The 15,848-nt window shown below is 66.2% G+C and carries 19 protein-coding genes; 14 read left to right on the top strand and 5 right to left on the bottom strand.

Going from position 1 to position 15,848, the window contains the following annotated elements; genetic code table 11:
- The first annotated feature begins 51 nt into the window (after positions 1 to 51).
- From ACXMDP_RS10095 to ACXMDP_RS10060, 8 genes are all read left to right on the top strand, one after another.
- A complete protein-coding gene (locus ACXMDP_RS10095; protein WP_259728668.1) occupies positions 52 to 276 on the top strand; it encodes an indolepyruvate ferredoxin oxidoreductase subunit alpha in 225 nt (74 codons plus the stop codon).
- A 1-nt stretch (position 277) separates the two neighbouring features.
- Complete coding sequence (locus ACXMDP_RS10090) at positions 278 to 499, top strand: hypothetical protein (protein ID WP_259728669.1); 222 nt, start codon at positions 278 to 280, stop codon at positions 497 to 499.
- Positions 496 to 873, top strand: a complete 378-nt coding sequence (locus ACXMDP_RS10085) for a hypothetical protein (protein WP_259728670.1) — start codon at positions 496 to 498, stop codon at positions 871 to 873. The genes ACXMDP_RS10090 and ACXMDP_RS10085 overlap by 4 nt, the downstream gene beginning before the upstream one ends.
- Positions 874 to 1,000: 127 nt before the next feature.
- Positions 1,001 to 1,582, top strand: coding sequence for a molybdopterin-dependent oxidoreductase (locus ACXMDP_RS10080; RefSeq protein WP_259728671.1), 582 nt, complete (start codon positions 1,001 to 1,003; stop codon positions 1,580 to 1,582).
- Between the two features lie 734 nt (positions 1,583 to 2,316).
- Positions 2,317 to 4,206 carry a molecular chaperone HtpG gene (htpG, locus tag ACXMDP_RS10075; protein WP_259728672.1) on the top strand — a complete coding sequence of 630 codons (1,890 nt, stop codon included), beginning with the start codon at positions 2,317 to 2,319 and terminating at the stop codon, positions 4,204 to 4,206.
- Positions 4,207 to 4,278: 72 nt separating this feature from the next.
- On the top strand, positions 4,279 to 4,515 hold the full coding sequence (rpmB, locus tag ACXMDP_RS10070) for a 50S ribosomal protein L28 (RefSeq protein ID WP_094510493.1): 237 nt from the start codon (positions 4,279 to 4,281) through the stop codon (positions 4,513 to 4,515).
- A 19-nt stretch (positions 4,516 to 4,534) separates the two neighbouring features.
- The gene (locus ACXMDP_RS10065; protein ID WP_259728678.1) at positions 4,535 to 5,107 is read left to right on the top strand and encodes a peroxiredoxin; all 573 of its coding nucleotides are present in this window, start codon (positions 4,535 to 4,537) and stop codon (positions 5,105 to 5,107) included.
- Positions 5,108 to 5,306: 199 nt separating this feature from the next.
- The gene (locus ACXMDP_RS10060; protein WP_094510495.1) at positions 5,307 to 6,116 is read left to right on the top strand and encodes a mechanosensitive ion channel family protein; all 810 of its coding nucleotides are present in this window, start codon (positions 5,307 to 5,309) and stop codon (positions 6,114 to 6,116) included.
- Positions 6,117 to 6,447: 331 nt separating this feature from the next.
- On the opposite strand, the gene csaB is transcribed toward ACXMDP_RS10060, so the two are convergent.
- Entirely contained in the window at positions 6,448 to 7,500 is a 1,053-nt protein-coding gene (csaB, locus tag ACXMDP_RS10055) for a polysaccharide pyruvyl transferase CsaB (RefSeq protein WP_259728673.1), read from the bottom strand.
- A 138-nt stretch (positions 7,501 to 7,638) separates the two neighbouring features.
- On the opposite strand from csaB, the gene ACXMDP_RS10050 reads away from it, so the two are divergent.
- The 3 genes from ACXMDP_RS10050 to psaK all read left to right on the top strand — a co-directional run bounded on the left by ACXMDP_RS10050 (position 7,639) and on the right by psaK (position 8,767).
- On the top strand, positions 7,639 to 7,938 hold the full coding sequence (locus ACXMDP_RS10050; protein WP_255100908.1) for a DUF2499 domain-containing protein: 300 nt from the start codon (positions 7,639 to 7,641) through the stop codon (positions 7,936 to 7,938).
- A gap of 104 nt (positions 7,939 to 8,042) precedes the next feature.
- A complete protein-coding gene (locus ACXMDP_RS10045) occupies positions 8,043 to 8,513 on the top strand; it encodes a DUF3593 domain-containing protein (RefSeq protein ID WP_311134082.1) in 471 nt (156 codons plus the stop codon).
- Positions 8,510 to 8,767, top strand: a complete 258-nt coding sequence (gene psaK, locus ACXMDP_RS10040) for a photosystem I reaction center subunit PsaK (RefSeq protein WP_094510498.1) — start codon at positions 8,510 to 8,512, stop codon at positions 8,765 to 8,767. The genes ACXMDP_RS10045 and psaK overlap by 4 nt, the downstream gene beginning before the upstream one ends.
- A gap of 25 nt (positions 8,768 to 8,792) precedes the next feature.
- On the opposite strand, the gene ACXMDP_RS10035 is transcribed toward psaK, so the two are convergent.
- Both ACXMDP_RS10035 and dxs read right to left on the bottom strand, forming a co-directional pair.
- Entirely contained in the window at positions 8,793 to 10,001 is a 1,209-nt protein-coding gene (locus ACXMDP_RS10035) for an NAD(P)/FAD-dependent oxidoreductase (RefSeq protein WP_457766848.1), read from the bottom strand.
- An 8-nt stretch (positions 10,002 to 10,009) separates the two neighbouring features.
- Positions 10,010 to 11,920, bottom strand: coding sequence for a 1-deoxy-D-xylulose-5-phosphate synthase (gene dxs / locus ACXMDP_RS10030; RefSeq protein WP_457766847.1), 1,911 nt, complete (start codon positions 11,918 to 11,920; stop codon positions 10,010 to 10,012).
- A gap of 178 nt (positions 11,921 to 12,098) precedes the next feature.
- Between dxs and ilvA the strand changes: the two genes are divergently transcribed.
- From ilvA to ACXMDP_RS10015, 3 genes are read left to right on the top strand one after another with little or no spacing between them, the layout of a single operon-like run.
- Positions 12,099 to 13,661, top strand: a complete 1,563-nt coding sequence (gene ilvA / locus ACXMDP_RS10025) for a threonine ammonia-lyase, biosynthetic (RefSeq protein ID WP_094510500.1) — start codon at positions 12,099 to 12,101, stop codon at positions 13,659 to 13,661.
- A 48-nt stretch (positions 13,662 to 13,709) separates the two neighbouring features.
- Positions 13,710 to 14,297 carry an SMC-Scp complex subunit ScpB gene (gene scpB, locus ACXMDP_RS10020; protein WP_457766846.1) on the top strand — a complete coding sequence of 196 codons (588 nt, stop codon included), beginning with the start codon at positions 13,710 to 13,712 and terminating at the stop codon, positions 14,295 to 14,297.
- Between the two features lie 26 nt (positions 14,298 to 14,323).
- Complete coding sequence (locus tag ACXMDP_RS10015) at positions 14,324 to 14,629, top strand: YggT family protein (RefSeq protein ID WP_255100911.1); 306 nt, start codon at positions 14,324 to 14,326, stop codon at positions 14,627 to 14,629.
- 37 nt (positions 14,630 to 14,666) lie between these two features.
- Here ACXMDP_RS10015 and ACXMDP_RS10010 read toward each other — a convergent pair whose 3' ends face one another.
- Together ACXMDP_RS10010 and ACXMDP_RS10005 are read right to left on the bottom strand one after the other, a co-directional pair.
- Positions 14,667 to 15,134, bottom strand: a complete 468-nt coding sequence (locus ACXMDP_RS10010) for a hypothetical protein (protein ID WP_094510755.1) — start codon at positions 15,132 to 15,134, stop codon at positions 14,667 to 14,669.
- 335 nt (positions 15,135 to 15,469) lie between these two features.
- Entirely contained in the window at positions 15,470 to 15,799 is a 330-nt protein-coding gene (locus ACXMDP_RS10005; protein ID WP_094510502.1) for a nucleoside triphosphate pyrophosphohydrolase family protein, read from the bottom strand.
- Positions 15,800 to 15,848 lie beyond the last annotated feature (49 nt).

The following is a 15,848-nucleotide window of genomic DNA, read 5'->3' as shown; positions in this document are numbered from 1 at the left end:
GCAGGGCCTGGCGGATTTCTAGGATCGCGCCACGCTTGCGCCCGCCCCGTCATGGCCCACACGATCCTCACCGATGTCTGCGAGGGCGTGGCCGATTGCGTGGATGCCTGTCCAGTGGCCTGCATCAAGCCGGGCTCGGGAGCCAACAGCAAAGGCACTTCCTTTTACTGGATCGAATTTGACACCTGCATCGACTGCGGCATCTGCCTGCAGGTGTGCCCGGTGGAGGGGGCGATCGTGCCGGAGGAGCGGCCGGCCGAGCAGCGTCGCAGCTGAGGTGTCACCCTCCCGCCACCGGCATCCGCTCTGGACGCGGGCCTTCCACGGGTTCAACCTGGTGGTGTTTCTGGTGATGGCTGCCAGCGGTCTACAGATTTACAACGCCCATCCCGCGTTCGGTGGTCGTGGCGGCGCCACCGTGCCGGAGCTGTTCACCCTGGGCGGTTGGCTGGCCGGCGGACGCGACTGGCACTTCGGCTTCATGGGCCTCTGCGCTTGAACCTTGGACTCTGGATCGCCCTGCTGATCCAGCGGCGCCGCGACCGGCTGGCGCAGAGCAGCGATCTGGCCACGCTGAACGCGAGTTCGAATCTGGCCAGGCGACGCCTGTCGGCGCATCGCCTGATCTACACCTTGATGCTTGTTCTGCTGGCCTTTGCGCTGATGACGGGCCTGGCGATGTACAAGCCGGCTCAGTTCTGGTGGCTGTCGGGCCTGTTCAGCTTCGGGGAACTGTTCGGTGCCACCAGCTGGCACACCTTGCGTGTGGCTCACCTGGCCACGATTCCCGCCATCGCTGTCCTCACCCTGGCCCATGCCACCCTCTCCTGGCGCGTCGGAGGATGGCGGCTCTGGCGCTCCATGCTCGCTTGACACCGCAGAGCCCCTGGCTGACCCGCCGGCAATTGCTAGGCCTGGGTTACAGCGGTGGAGCTCCTTTGCTGCTGGGCGGGTGCGCTCTCAATCGCTTCAGCGAGCAGGTGGGGAAGGCCACTCTGCGTTGAACGAGCGTCTCGAAGCGTTGCTGCAGGGGAAGGGCAAGGTGCCGGAGTTTCGCCGGGGTCAGGTGGATCCTGCGGCGCTGTTGGTGAACAGCTTCAACGGTGTGCCGCGGCTGGATCCTGCGCGCTACCGGTTGCGCGTGGATGGGCTGGTGCGCCAGCAGCTGCAGTTGAATCTGGCCGATCTGGCCGCTCTGCCCCAGCACGAGATCACCATCCGCCATGTGTGCGTGGAGGGTTGGGCGGCGATCGTGTGCTGGTCGGGGGTGCGGCTCGCCGATGTGCTGGCACTGGCTGGATTTTCCAGCCTGGGCGGCTACGTGGCGATCGAATCCGCCGATCAGTTCTTCACCACCTGGGACATCGCTTCCGCGCTGCATCCCCAGACCCTGCTGGCCACCGGCATGAACGGTGCGCCGCTGCCGGTGGCCAATGGTGCCCCCCCGCGCCTCGCCTCGCGGATCAAGCTGGGTTACAAACTCAGTAAATGGGTGACGGGGCTTGAGGTGATCAGCTCACTCGACCCGTTGCGGCGCGGCACCTGGGAAGACAACGGCTACGAGTGGTTTGCCGGGCTTTGAGCGGAATTGAGCAACGAACTCCGCCCTCATGCGCCGAGGTGTGTATTCCCACCAGGGGATTCAGCATCCGCTCAGAGCCATGCCTGAGCTGCTGACTGGGCTGTTGCTGTTGAGTGCGTGGCCACAACGTGCGGTTGGAGCTAAAGACGGCTGATGCACCAACGACTGGCAATGGACCGGATCCGTCGGCAGCGAAAGAGTCTTCATCAGCTTGCCATCTGTCCGGACCATCCATGCTCCTATCCCCAGGGATGTTGCTCTGTATCCCCCCAGATGGCTCGATGCTCCGCGTAAGGCTCCGCGCTCATCCCATGCCAGGCAAGAAGGAATCAGATCCCCGTTGGCTTGTGGCCGGTGAAAGCAATCTCAGCGCTGAGGACTATCCCCCCTTGCAAGGTCCATCCGGCTGCCCACTTCATCCGTTCAGATGGCCATCGCTGGCGGATGACCATCCCTGCTCCAAAGCGTCGCCTGGTGCTGCTGGGCTCCGCATGGCCGCGCAACCGGCAGGCCGCCACAGCGTGCCCAAGGGGTAGGCGCAAGCACCCATGCAAGGCGCGGCAAGGACCTGGACCTGCACTGGTGGCTCCCCTCCATGCGCTTGGCACGCCTCAATGGCGCCCGCGCCGCCCGCGATGCCCTTGCCACCACACCAGGGGTTCGGAGACCCCTCCCTGCCACGGCTTGAGCCGGTCCAGGGGGATCCCTAAGGTCGCTTCAGTGACTCAACTGCCATGACGGTGCTGGAACAGGGCCAGATTCAGATCCACACCGAGAACATCTTTCCGATCATCAAGAAGGCCGTGTATTCCGGCCATGAGGTGTTCCTGCGGGAGCTGGTGAGCAATGGGGTGGATGCCATCAGCAAGCGCCGCATGGCAGCGATGGCTGGAGATTGCAGCGAGGGTGAGGAAGGCCGGATTCAGATCCGCATTGATCGCGAAGCCAAGACCCTCACCATCAGCGACAACGGCATCGGCATGACGGCCGATGAGGTGAAGCGCTACATCAACCAGGTGGCCTTCTCCAGCGCCGAGGAGTTCCTGGAGAAATACAAACGGGAAGACGACGCCATCATCGGCCATTTTGGCCTTGGCTTCTACTCCAGCTTCATGGTGGCGGCAAAGGTGGAGCTGGTGAGCCTGAGCGCACGCCCCGAATCCGAGGCTGTGCGCTGGAGCTGCGACGGCTCCCCCAACTTCAGCCTCGAATCGGGCGAACGCGCCGAGCCTGGCACCGATGTGATCCTGCACCTGCAGGAGGAGGAGATGGAATACATCGAGCCATCCCGCATTCGCTCGCTGATCACCACCTACTGCGATTTCCTGCCGGTGGAAGTGCAGTTGGAAGGCGAAACGGTCAACAAGCGGCAGGCACCGTGGCGCCAGAGCGCCCGCGACCTCACTGAGAATGACTACATCGAGCTCTACCGCTATCTCTACCCCTTCCAGGGTGATCCCCTGCTCTGGGTTCACCTCAACACCGACTACCCCTACAACCTTCAAGGCATTCTCTACTTCCCCAAACTCACAGGCCGGGGTGATTGGGAGAAAGGCGAAATTCGCCTTTACTGCAACCAGGTGTTCGTCAGCGATTCGATCAAGGAGGTGGTGCCCCGCTACCTGCTGCCGCTGCGCGGCGTGATCGACTCTCCCGACATCCCCCTCAACGTCAGCCGCTCCGCCCTGCAGACCGACCGGCGCGTGCGCTCGATCGGTGGCTTTGTGGCCAAGAAGGTGGGTGACCGGCTCAAGCAGCTCCAGAAGGACGAACCGACCCGCTACGCCGAGATCTGGGAGGGCATCGCTCCCTTCATCAAGATCGGCGCCATGGAAGACGACAAGTTCGCCGAGCAGGTGGCGGATCTGGTGCTGTTCGGCACCACGGCCGCTGCCGCCGACCCCGAGCCGATCGCCGTGGGCGGTAAGGCGTTCACCACCCTCGCCGCCTACCGCAGCCGGCTAGCGCCTGAGAACGACAAGCGCATCCTCTATTGCACCGATGAGGCCGGCCAGGCCGGAGCGCTGGCCCTGTGGCAAAGCCAGGGCGCCGAGGTGCTCCTGGCCGATGCCCTGATCGATGCCCAGTTCATCCCCTGGCTGGAGGCACGCCACGAGGAGCTCACCTTCAACCGCGTTGACGCCGAACTCGACGACAGCCTCCAGGAGAAGGAGAGCGAGCTCACCGATTCCCAGGGGAAGGACAGCTCCGAGCAGCTGCGCAGTCTCTTCAAGCAGGCCTTGGCCAACGACAAGGTGACCATTCAGGTGCAGGCCCTCAAGGGGGACAACGCCCCAGCCGCCTTGATCCTTTTGCCGGAGCAGATGCGGCGCATCAATGACATGGGCGCCTTCATGGAGCAACGTCTGCCCGGCCTGCCCGACCACCACGTGCTGCTGATCAACCGCCGCCATGCCCTGGTGGAGGGGCTCCTCAAGCTGTCCGCCGGCGCCGTGATCACCGGTGGCGGGAGCTCCCCCAGCCAGCAGCTCGCCGACGACCTCAGCCGTCACATCTACGAGCTGGCCCGCCTTTCGGTGGGAGGCCTTGAACCCAACGAGCTGGCGGGCTTCCAGCAGCGCAGCTCCAACCTGATGGGTCGCCTCATGGAGCGGGGCCTCTGAGGCCTCGCCTCCTCTTTGCTAGATTCGCCCCTTCGGGCCTGGCCCGTTTGTCATTTTCAGCAGCTGAACGTCATGTCCCGGGTTTGCCAACTCACCGGTAAGCGTGCCAACAACGGCATGGCGGTCAGCCATTCCCACGTGCGCACCAAGAAGCTCCAGCAGGTGAATCTGCAGGAGCGTCGCCTGTGGTGGGCTGAAGGCAACCGCTGGGTGAAGCTGCGCGTGGCCACCCGCACCCTTCGCACCATCCAGAAGAAGGGTCTGGGCGCCTACGCCCGCGAACTGGGCATCAACCTGGCCAAAATCTGAGCCGGTACGTCCCGGTTTGGTGAAGCGTCGACGACTCCTGCAGGGTTCCGCCCTGTTTGTATCCGCATGGCTGGGCCGACCGCGTGCGGCCATAGCGATGGGTGGAACCCTTCCGGAGCTCGACCGTCCAGCTCCTTCGTTTCGTTTGCCGGCCTTCACGGCCGATCAGCTGGAACCCACCACCCTCGGGCTTGAAGATTTCCGCGGCCGCTGGCTCGCGCTCTTCTTTTATCCCAAGGATTTCACCGGCGGTTGCACGCTGGAAGCGAGAGGCTTTCAGAACGATCTGGCCAGCTTCCACAGCCTTCAGGCTGAGGTGGTTGGTATCAGCGCCGATGCACTCGATGATCACGCCGCCTTCTGCGACAGCGAGGGACTGGCCTTTCCACTGCTTTCCGACCCCGGCGGCAAGGTGAGCCAGCGTTACGGCTCCTGGCTGCCGCCCTTTTCCCAGCGTCACACGTTCCTGATCGATCCTGAAGGGATGCTGCGTACCCGCTGGGTGGCCGTGCGCCCCAGCGGCCACAGCAAGGAAGTGCTTGATGAACTCGAGCGCCTTCGCGGGCTATCCAGCGGTTCGCTCACCACCTGATGGTGGAGTGGACCCGCCGAACTTGCGGCAGCGAGCATGGGGTGAGCGTTCTGCTGCGTGCATCTGGTGAGAGGGACGCAGAGTGCCTCTTCTGCACCCTGCACGTTGTACGTGCCATCCACCGTGCCAAGACCTCAACATTCGGTTGACGTGAGGCTCAGGAAACAGCAGCGTTCTGCTGCACCCCGATTCTCTCTCCGTGCCTGAGAGCCTCGCCCTGATCACTGCGATCGTCGTTCCGTTCATCTTCAAGCTGGTGGGCGCTGTTGCCCTCTGGATTGCCGGCGGCTGGCTCATCACCCTGGCCGTGCGCCTGTTGCGCAGCTCTCTGCGCCACAGCAGCCTCGACGCGACGGTGGTGTCTTACCTGCTCAACATCCTCGCGGCAGTGCTGCGGGTGATCCTGGTGGTGGCCATCCTTGGCTTCTTCGGCATTGAAACGGCCAGCTTCGCCGCCCTACTGGCCGGTGCAGGCGTGGCCATCGGCGCGGCCTGGAGCGGCATGCTTGGCAATTTCGCCGCCGGGGTGTTCCTCCAGGTCTTCCGCCCCTTCAGCGTGGGCGATTTCATCACTGCCGCCGGCGTCACCGGCACCGTGGAGGAAATCGGCATGTTCGTGAGCTCGGTGCTCTCTCCCGATAATGTCCGCAATATCATTCCCAACGGCAAGCTCTTCAGCGACAACATCCAGAACTATTCCGTGCATCCGTTCCGACGGGTGGAACTGGTGGCCCAGCTCGACAACAGCGCCGATGTGGCCCGTGCCGTTGCCCTGCTCAAGGAGGGCATCAAGAGCGTTCCCAACCAGTACGACGGCATGCCGGCAGATGTGGAGGTGCTGGAGTTCACCGAGCGCGGCCCGAAACTTGCCGTTCGCCCTTACACCCATACGGACAACTACTGGCAGGTCTACTTCGACACCAACCGCATGATCGTGGATGTGCTGGGCAGCAATGGCTTCCCGGTGCCGCGCATCCCGCTGGCGATGGCCGCTCCTGCCAGCAACTAGAAGGCTGCGGTCACTGGCCGCTGACCACCGTCCGCGGCCAGGTTCACGGCTTTTCGAAGAAGCCGAGCGTGCTCAGCCAGTAGGCCATCGCCCCCAGCGGGATCAGCACGCTGAGCAGGATCTGCAGTTTCACGCGGTCCATCGGAGAGGTGCAAAGGTCACCGGCTTGCCAGTCAAACCACCCGCCAAGCCGGCCGCGAGCCACAGACGGCAAACAGGTGTGGCTCGAGCCGGATACTGCCAACAATTCCGTTGCCAGCCGGATGTGGCAGCAATTCTGATGCGTCCCGTGGGGCCGTCGTCCTTCGGTTCTGCGAGCCGAAGCCGGTAGTCAGCCCAGCTGCTGATGCAGCAACGCAGCGTGAACTGCCGTTTGCTGGCGCAACTGCTCAATGGTGGCTCCTGCCGGGGGAATCTCGGCAGCGCTCAGCCAGCTCTGCGCCAGGGGTCCTGTCTGGTGCGCCGCCAGGGCCGTTGCTTCCAGATCGATGCAGGGGCAGGCGAGAGCATCAGCGGCCCTCCTCACCTTGGGGTCGTAGCTGAGTGCTGCGCAGGGGGCTCCTGCCAGGGCCGCCAGGATCAGGCCATGCAGCCGCATCGACACCACCAGCGCGGCCCCATGGAACTGCTCGCAGGCCTCCTCTGGAGTCCTCACCTGCAGCTCCCGGCTGCGGGCCTCAAGCCCCTGCGGCAAGAGACCCCTCTCCTTCAACTCCTGCAGCAAGCCCGTGTCCTGCTCCCGGTGGAAGGGCAGCCAGTGCACCGGCCGGTCCAGGCGGCGCGCCACCTGGTCAAGGGCCTGCAGCAGCACGGCCCAGCCGCTGTCATTGAGCAGCCTGGTGGGGCGCCAGCACAGCACGATCGGTCCGCCCGGCCCCTGCCAGCACTGAGCCGGCAACGACCACACCGGATCACTGCCCACTGGCGCCTGCACACCCCACTCAGCAGCCAGGGCCGCTGAACCGGCATCCCGCCAGGTGATCCCCTGCACCAGAGGCAGCAGGCGCTGCACCAGCAGCCGGCTGCGGCGGCGGCGCAGTGGGCCCAGCCCCTGTCCCCAAAGCAGCACAGGCAGGCCAGCCAGGCGCGCCCGCAGGATCAGTCCGGTGTAATAGATCAGGCTGCCGAAGCTGGTGACGTCCTGCAGCAGGCTGCCGCCACCCAGCACCAGCGCATCGCAGCCACCCAGGGCCTGCAACACCGACGCCAGGCGCCGACGGTCCACGGTGCGCACCCCGAAGCAGCGCTCCACCTCCTCGCGATCGAATGCGGTCACGAGTGGATCGCATCCCGCTGGCAGCTGCGCCAGCAAGGCGGTGAGCAGGGCATCGTCGCCGAGGTTGTGCTCGCCGTAGTAGCCGCAGAGCAGGGGACGGTTCGGCATCAGGGGGTCGGCATCAGTCGGGCTGCCAGTGACGTGGCAGGCAGGGGCGCCGGCAGGCAGGGGCGAGACCGGAACTGCCAACGCTGGCATGGTCGCAGCGGGCTCCTTCATGATGAGGCCACTCAAGCGGACGCTCCGATGCACGCGCTCTCGCTGCCCACCTGGTGGATCCACATCGCCTCGGTGCTGGAGTGGATGCTCGCCATCGCAGCGATCGTGCGCTGGGGGGAACGGCGCCATGAACCGCAGTGGCGCTGGCTGGCCCTGGCCATGCTGCCTGCCCTTGTGAGCGCCATGGCGGCCTGCACCTGGCACCTGTTCGACAACACCGAAGCTCTGCGTGGCCTGGTGGTGTTTCAGGCCTTCACCACCTTGGTCGGCAACATCGCACTGGCGGTAGCTGGCTGGCAGTTGCTGCCGTCCCCGCGTCAGGCCTGACGGGGATCATGCCGCTTCTTGTCATTCCGTTGCCTGTCATCGCTCTGCTCACTGCCCCCCTCCACTCCTTCAATCAGCTTGCTGCCCCTTTCCATGCGTTCGTCATGGCCAGCAGCGCTGCAGGCAGCTCCGGTCTGAGCGGGGCCGTTGGCGCTGTTCAGGATGGATGGCGCCACGGCCTCGGGTTGCTGCAACCGCTGGCAGCTGTGGATCCTGCGCCCCTGTTCGTGCTCTCCTTGCTGCCCTACCTGGCCTTCCTGCGCTGGGCCGGTCGCAGCGGCCGCTTCCCGCCGCTGGCCTTGCGAGGCTTTCAGTTCACGCTGGTGTTCGTGGCCGTCACGATCGTGGCCGCGGTGGTGGCAGAACTCCGTTTTGGCCAGCAGCTGGCGGATGTGGACCCCTTGCATGGCGCTGCCGAGGCCTTCCTCACCGTGGCCAATCTGATGGTGTTGCTGGGTTTCAGCACCGCCTCCGCGGACGGCCCACCGCCTCAGGGCCATGAACAAGTTTTACGCCCGGGTGAGGATGGAGTGGTTCACCCGGAAGATGGGGCGTCGGTTTCAGATCCAAGATGATCGCTCCGCTCCTCGCGCTTGCCCCCGCTTCGATTTCCTGGTCACCGAAAGTGGCTCTGGTGATGATTGTCTGCAATGTGATTGCCATCGGCATCGGCAAGGCCACCATCAAGTACCCCTCCGAAGGCGCCCAGCTGCCCAGCCCGCAGTTCTTCGGCGGCCTGAGCCATGCCTCCCTGCTGGCCACCACCAGCCTGGGCCACATCTTCGGCATCGGCGCCATTCAGGGCCTGGCCTCCCGGGGTGTGCTCTGAGTTCACGGCCCGAGTGGGTGGCGCTTCAGCGCCACCCCAGCAGGTAGGGGAGCATCCGCCCCCCGTAACGCTCGAAGCGGTAGTGGAACAACAGCGCGGAGAGATCGCCGGCGGCGGCGGTCTGCTCCAGGCCGTGCAGCAGAGCTGAAAGTCTGCGGTCTCCCTGCTCGTCCACCAGGCCAATCCAGGTGCGTTGGGCCAGCCTGCCGCTCAGGCTCCAACGCCAGCCCAGCATGCGCTTGAGCTGGCCTGGGTAGCGGTCAAGCGGCCGTTCGTTGCCGGCCAACGCCTCCACCAGCGCCGGTACCAGCAGGCGGCCACTTGCCATGGCGTGGCGAATCCCCTCACCGCCCAGCAGGTTGGCGGTGCTGATGGCATCGCCCAGGCCCAGCAACCTGCCGCGGCGGTGGGGTTCCCGGCGACGTACCGAGCTGCGGATCACACCGCCGTGCCGATCCACCACCTCTGCCTCCTGTAGCAGCCAGCGGCGCTGCAACTGCTGCAGGCAGGTGCCAAGGGCCGGTTGAGCTCCCTGGCGGCGAGGATCTTCCAGGCGGCACACACCCAGTTTCAACAGGCCGGGCTGCATGGGAAACACCCAGCCGTAGCCCTGGGGCATCCACTGGGAGCCGAGGCAGAAGCTGAGCCGGTTGCTCCAGCGGCGCCAGAGCGGCTCCGGCACCTGCAGCAGCCATTCCACCCCCACCCCACGCACCAGCGGATCGCGGCTGGGGGGAGGGTCACCGATCAAGGCTCGCCCCTGGCCACTGGCGTCCACCACCCAGTTGCTCTCCACCTCCACCACAGCACCTGACGCCCCGACCAACGAAGTGCGCAGGCGATCGCCCACCGCCTCGCAGCGCTTCGCCCGCAGGCCGAACGCAAGGCGAGCTCCCCAGCCACTGGCCTGCAGCCCCAGCCAGTGGCGCAGGGCACCGAAGTCGAGCACGGCCCCAAGCGGTTGCTCCTGGCTCCAATGGCGCTGGTCGTCGCCGGGGCCGAACAGCTGCCAACCGCTCCAGCGGCTGGCCACCACCTCCGGCGGCAGACCGAAGCGTTCGATCGCCTCCAGCGGTAGCGCGGCGCTGCTGAAGGCACGCGTCCGTAGATCCGGCAGGGCATCCACCACCAGCACATCCACGCCGCTGCGGGCCAGGCCCCGGGCCAACTCTCCGCCCGCCGGTCCGCAGCCCACCACCAGCACCTGGCAGCGCAGCCGTTCGCTTGAGCTCAAGGCGCGATTCAGACCGTGAGTGGCTGGCGCAGCACGGCGAGCTGAAAGCGCTGCAGGATGCGGGTGGCCATCTGCGGCGGGGTGAGCCCCAACGCCTGCTTGCTCTGGTCGGGGCTGGCGTGATCCACCAGCACATCTGGAATGCCGATGCGCAGCACCGGCACCAGCACGTCGTTGTCGTTGAGGGCTTCCACCACGGCAGCGCCGAAGCCACCGGGCAGAGCGCCTTCTTCCATGGTGACCACGCGGCCGATGCGCTGGGCCAGGGGCACGATCAAGGAGTCGTCGAGAGGGCGCAGGAAGCGGGCATTGACGACGGCCGCCCGCACACCCTGCTCCTGCAGCAGCCCTGCGGTGGCCATGGCCGGGTAGACCATGGCGCCATAAGCCACGATCAGCAGGTCGTCGCCATCGGCGAGCTGTTCGCCACGGCCGATGGCGATCGGCTCCCAGCCTTCCTCCACCAGCGGCACCCCTTCGCCTTCGCCCCGGGGGAAGCGGATCGCGGTAGGGCCGGTATGGGCGATCGCCGTGACCAGCATGCGCTGGAGCTCGGCTTCATCTTTGGGAGCCATCACCGTGAAGTTGGGAACGGCGCGCAGGTAGCTGATGTCGTACTGGCCCTGGTGGGTGGGGCCGTCGGCACCGACGATGCCGGCGCGATCGAGCACGAAGGTGACCGGCAGGTTCTGGATGCCGACATCGTGGATGAGCTGGTCGTAGGCGCGCTGCAGGAAGGTGCTGTAGATCGCCACCACAGGCTTGACGCCGTTGCAGGCCATGCCTGCCGCCATGGTGACGGCGTGCTGCTCGGCGATACCGACGTCGAAGTATTGGTCGGGGAGTGCCTTTTCGAGCAGATCGAGGCCGGTGCCGGTGGCCATGGCGGCCGTGATGCCCACCACGGTGGGGTCGAGCTCGCAGATCTTCACCAGCGTCTGGCCGAACACCTTGCTGTAGCTGGGTGGCTTCGGCTTGCTGGAGGGGTAGGCCTTGCCGGTTTTCAGATCGAAAGCCGACTGGGCGTGATAGGCCACCTGATCGGCCTCGGCGTAGGGGTACCCCTTGCCCTTGGTGGTGACCACATGCACGAGCACCGGGCCTTCGCAGCGGTGTGCCGCCTGGAAGGTGCGCATCATCCCGGCGATGTCGTGGCCGTCGACCGGGCCCATGTAGGTGAAGCCCAGCTCTTCGAACACGGCGCCCACCTTGGGCACCGAGAGCCGCTTCATGCTCTCTTTGAGGGTCTTGAGCTCAGGCGGCAGCTCGCCGTGCATGAAGGGCAGGTGCTTCACCGCCTCTTCGGCGCTGCCGGAGAGAAACTGCAGGGGCGGGCTCAGCCGCATGCGGTTGAGGTAAGTGGAGAGCGCACCTACCGGCGGTGAGATCGACATGTCGTTGTCGTTCAGCACCACCAGCAGCCGGGTGTGCGGCAGGTGGCCGGCATGGTTGATCGCCTCCAGCGCCATGCCGCCGGTGAGGGCTCCATCACCGATCACCGCCACGCACTTGAAATCCTCGCCGCGCCGATCGCGGGCCAGGGCCATGCCCAGGGCTGCCGAGATGCTGGTGGAGGCATGGCCGGCGCCGAAGGCATCGAAACGGCTCTCGCTGCGCTTCAGATAGCCGGCCACGCCACCCTGCTGACGCAGGGTGTTGAAGCGGAGGTAACGGCCGGTGACCAGCTTGTGGGGATAGGCCTGGTGGCCCACGTCCCACACCACTTTGTCGTGGTCGAGATCCAGGGTTTGGTAGAGGGCGAGGGTGAGTTCGACCACCCCCAGGCCGGGGCCCAGGTGGCCGCCGCTGCTGGAGACCACTTCCAGGTGGCGCTCTCTGATCTGCCTCGCGATGCCTTCCAGCTCGGCGACGCTGAGCCCATGCAACTGATTGGGATGGCTCAGCTCGCTGAGATGCATGCCCCGGCCTGTTCAGTACAGGTCAATCTACGTTCCCCCTCCCGCCGGTCGGCGGCAATGGTCACCAATGGGCAGGGGAAGGCGAGTGCTGAGGGAGTGAGCCGCCTGTGAAAGGCCTCCAGATCGAGGTTGAGCGGTCTGCAGCCAGCCACCGGCCGGCCCTTGTCACACTGGGTCGATGAGCGATTACCTCCAGCGGATCCTGCGTGCCCGCGTCTACGACGTGGCGATCGAGTCGCCGCTCGACCCGGCGCCCAATCTCTCGCGCCGCATCGGCAACCACGTGCTGCTCAAACGGGAGGACCTCCAGCCGGTGTTCTCGTTCAAGCTGCGCGGTGCTTACAACCGCATGACCCACCTCACCGCCGAGGAGCTGGAACGGGGGGTGATCGCCGCCAGTGCGGGCAACCACGCGCAGGGTGTGGCGCTGGCGGCGGGCCGCCTCGGCTGCCGGGCCGTGATCGTGATGCCGCTCACTACTCCGGAGATGAAGGTGCGCGCTGTAGCCGCGCTCGGGGCCGCGGTGGTGCTCCACGGCGACACCTATGACGAGGCCTGCCTGGAAGCCCGGCGCCGCGCGCGGGAGGCGGGCCTCACCTTCATCCACCCTTTCGACGACCCTGAGGTGATCGCCGGCCAGGGAACGATCGGCCTGGAGATCCTGCGCCAATGCTCCTCACCCCCCGATGCGATCTACGTGGCGGTGGGCGGCGGCGGCCTCATCGCCGGCATCGCCGCCTATGTGAAAAGTGTGTGGCCGGAGGTGGAGGTGATCGGTGTGGAGCCGGTGGATGCTGACGCCATGGCCCGCTCCCTGGCGGCCGGCCGACGCATCCGCCTGGAGACGGTGGGCCTGTTCGCCGATGGGGTTGCAGTGCGGGAGGTGGGTGAACACACCTTCGCTCTGGCCCAGCAGCACGTGGATGCCATGGTGACGGTGACGACCGACGAGATCTGCGCGGCGATCAAGGACGTCTTCGAAGACACCCGCTCGATTCTGGAGCCGGCCGGCGCCCTGGCGATCGCCGGCATGAAGGCAGACGTGCAGCGCCGCCAGCTTCAGGGACGCACCTTGGTGGCGGTGGCCTGCGGCGCCAACATGAACTTCGACCGCCTGCGTTTCGTGGCCGAGCGGGCCGAGCTGGGCGAGGCGCGCGAAGCGATGGTGGCCGTGGAGATCCCGGAGCGGGCCGGCAGCCTGCGGCAGCTGTGCGAGCTGCTGGGTTCCCGCAGCCTCACGGAATTCAGCTACCGGATGGCAGACCCGAAGCTGGCACACATCTTCCTGGGGGTTCAGATCAGCGGCGCCGACGACACCGCCGGCCTGATCGCCCAGCTGCAGGCGAGTGGCTTCCCCTGCCTCGATCTCAGCGGCAACGAGCTGGCGAAGCTGCATCTGCGCCACATGGTGGGGGGCCGCCGGCCCCAGGGCTTCAGCGGCGAGGGGCAGGAACTGCGCCAGGAACTGCTCTACCGTTTCGAGTTCCCGGAACGGCCTGGCGCCTTGATGGCGTTTGTCAACGCCTTGCACCCCAACTGGTCGATCAGCATCTTCCACTACCGCAACCAGGGCGCCGACGTGGGGCGGATCGTGGTGGGGGTGCAGGTGGAACCGGAAGACAATGCCGCCTGGCACACCTTTCTCGAAGGGCTGGGCTACCGCTACTGGGACGAGACCGACAACCCCGCCTACCGCCTTTTCCTCGGACCCGTCCTGCCGCCGATCCCTGCCCTGGCCTGAGCCTGAACGGCTGCGGTACGTTCGGCCCAGACTCTGCTGGTCGGCTCTATGTCCAGCGACGACACGACGGGCCTCACCGGAGGCTCCCTGGGTGCGGCGGCCACGGGCGCGGCTTCCCTGTCGCTGGCGGCGCGCATCGAGGCGATCCTCTATCTCAAGGGACGGCCCCTGGATCTGGCCGAGCTGGCCCGGCTCGCCAGCCTGGAGCCTGGCGTGGCGCTAGTCCCCGAAGCGGTTGAGCTGGCCCTGATCACGCTGATGGCCGACTACGCCCATCGGGACACGGCTCTGGAGATTCGCCAGGAGGGGCGCCAGTACAGCCTCCAGCTCCGCGAGAGCCTCAGCGGCCTGGTGCAGAACCTGCTGCCGGTGGAGCTCTCCACCGCCACCCTGCGCACCCTGGCCACCATCGCCCTGAAGAAACGCATCCTTCAATCCGATCTCGTGGAACTGCGCGGTTCCGGGGCCTACGACCACATCAAGGAATTGCTGGCCCAGAACTTCATCGAGCGTCGCCGGCAGAGCGACGGCCGTTCCTACTGGCTCAGCCTCAGTGAGAAGTTCCACCGCACCTTCGCCGTGCGTGGTGAGGCGGAACTCCCTGGCGCCCGCACGCCACCGCGCACCTCCCCATAAAGTCGAAGCACGAGCCGATGGCGCCCATGTCCCTGACGATCCTGAGCCAGTTGTTTGCGGTGCTGGCCCAGACCCTCAGCATCTACAGCCTGGTGCTGCTGGTGCGGGTGCTGCTGAGCTGGTTCCCCAATCTCGACTGGAGCAACCCGGTGCTGTCCACCGTGAGCTCGATCACCGATCCCTATCTCAACGCCTTTCGGGGGCTGATTCCGCCCATTGGCGGCCTTGACCTTTCTGCCCTGATCGCCTTCCTGGCGCTCAGCCTGGGCCAGAGCCTGCTGGGCGCAGCGAGTGGCTCGCTGATGGGCGCCGGCTCCGGCTTCGGGTACTGACTCCACCCGCTGATCACGGCGGCTGAGGCCCGCGCGATCAGCTCAGTTCCTGCTCCTGCACCGCCTGCTCCAGGGGGAGCAGTTCATCGCCTTCCGCCGCGCGTGTGCGCACGGGGGCGCTGAAGCCATGGGCACGGGCCTTGCGCACCTGCAAGGGTTCTGGCGTCCCGGCTGGAACGGCCAGGCGCAGAGCGAAGTCGGAGCGGCCGGGCGGCACATCACCGATCGAGCCCACCCGGCTGCGGTTCTGCAGCACCGGCTCTCCGCTGGCATCCACGATCACGGCGAACACATCAGTGTCGACAACGGGCTTGCGGCCCGGGTTCTCCACCACGCCCCGCAGGGCATAGCAACTGGCTTCGGCGGCACGGCGCAGGAGGGGTTGGGCGCCCGCATCAGCGGCCGGGCAGGCTTCCAGGGACACGTCACTCACCACCAGATCGGCGGCCCAGCCCGGCGGCACAGGGCCGAGCAGCACGAAGGCCACCAGCAGGGAAGCCAGCATCACAGGGGGCAGAAGCGGCCCCAGCAGGCGCTGAGGACGGCAAGCCAGGCAGGCTTTCAGGGCGCGGTCAGACCGCCGGCTCAAAGCTTGTGTCGCGTCCTGGATCGGTGCGGAGAATCGCCCCCAGCACATGGCATGAACAAGGCGATCACGCAGGTTCTGCATGGCACTCCAGGAACGCAGGGGGATCGGAAAACAATGGCGAAAGACGGGCTCAGGCGCACCAGCAGAGCGACAGGGGGCTGGTCATGCCCTGCAGTTGCGAGTGGGCCCGGGTGAGGCCAGGTGCCCGGGGTACGAGCGCGTGCCGGCCCCGTCGGATGCTGCCGCTGGGTTCAGCGCTGATCGCCGCTGCCACCGATGACATTGCGGCATTGGCGGTCGGCAAGCTTGGCGAGGTTGGCGGCTGCCACGGTGTTGAGATCGAAACCGAGCTCGCTTGACAGCTGAGCCACGTACCAGAGCACGTCTCCTAACTCCAGCATGATCGCGCTTCGCACGTCCGCGTCGAAGCTCCCGTCCCCGTCGCGCAGCACCTTCTTGACCTTGTCTGCCACTTCGCCGGCCTCTCCGCAGAGCCCCAGGGTGGGGTAGATGGGATTGCTTCCCACCGAGGGGTAGCGGGCGGTGGAGCGCGCTTCCTGCTGGTAGTGGTTGAGCTCCATGGCGACGGGCGCGGCGGGTGCCTGGTGGTTTCGGATGGTAGTTTCCGCT

It is taken from the genome of Cyanobium sp. ULC065 (assembly GCF_977927515.1).
The sequence above is the reverse complement of the archived record's forward strand: the minus strand, read 5'-3'. Positions and strand labels throughout refer to the sequence as shown.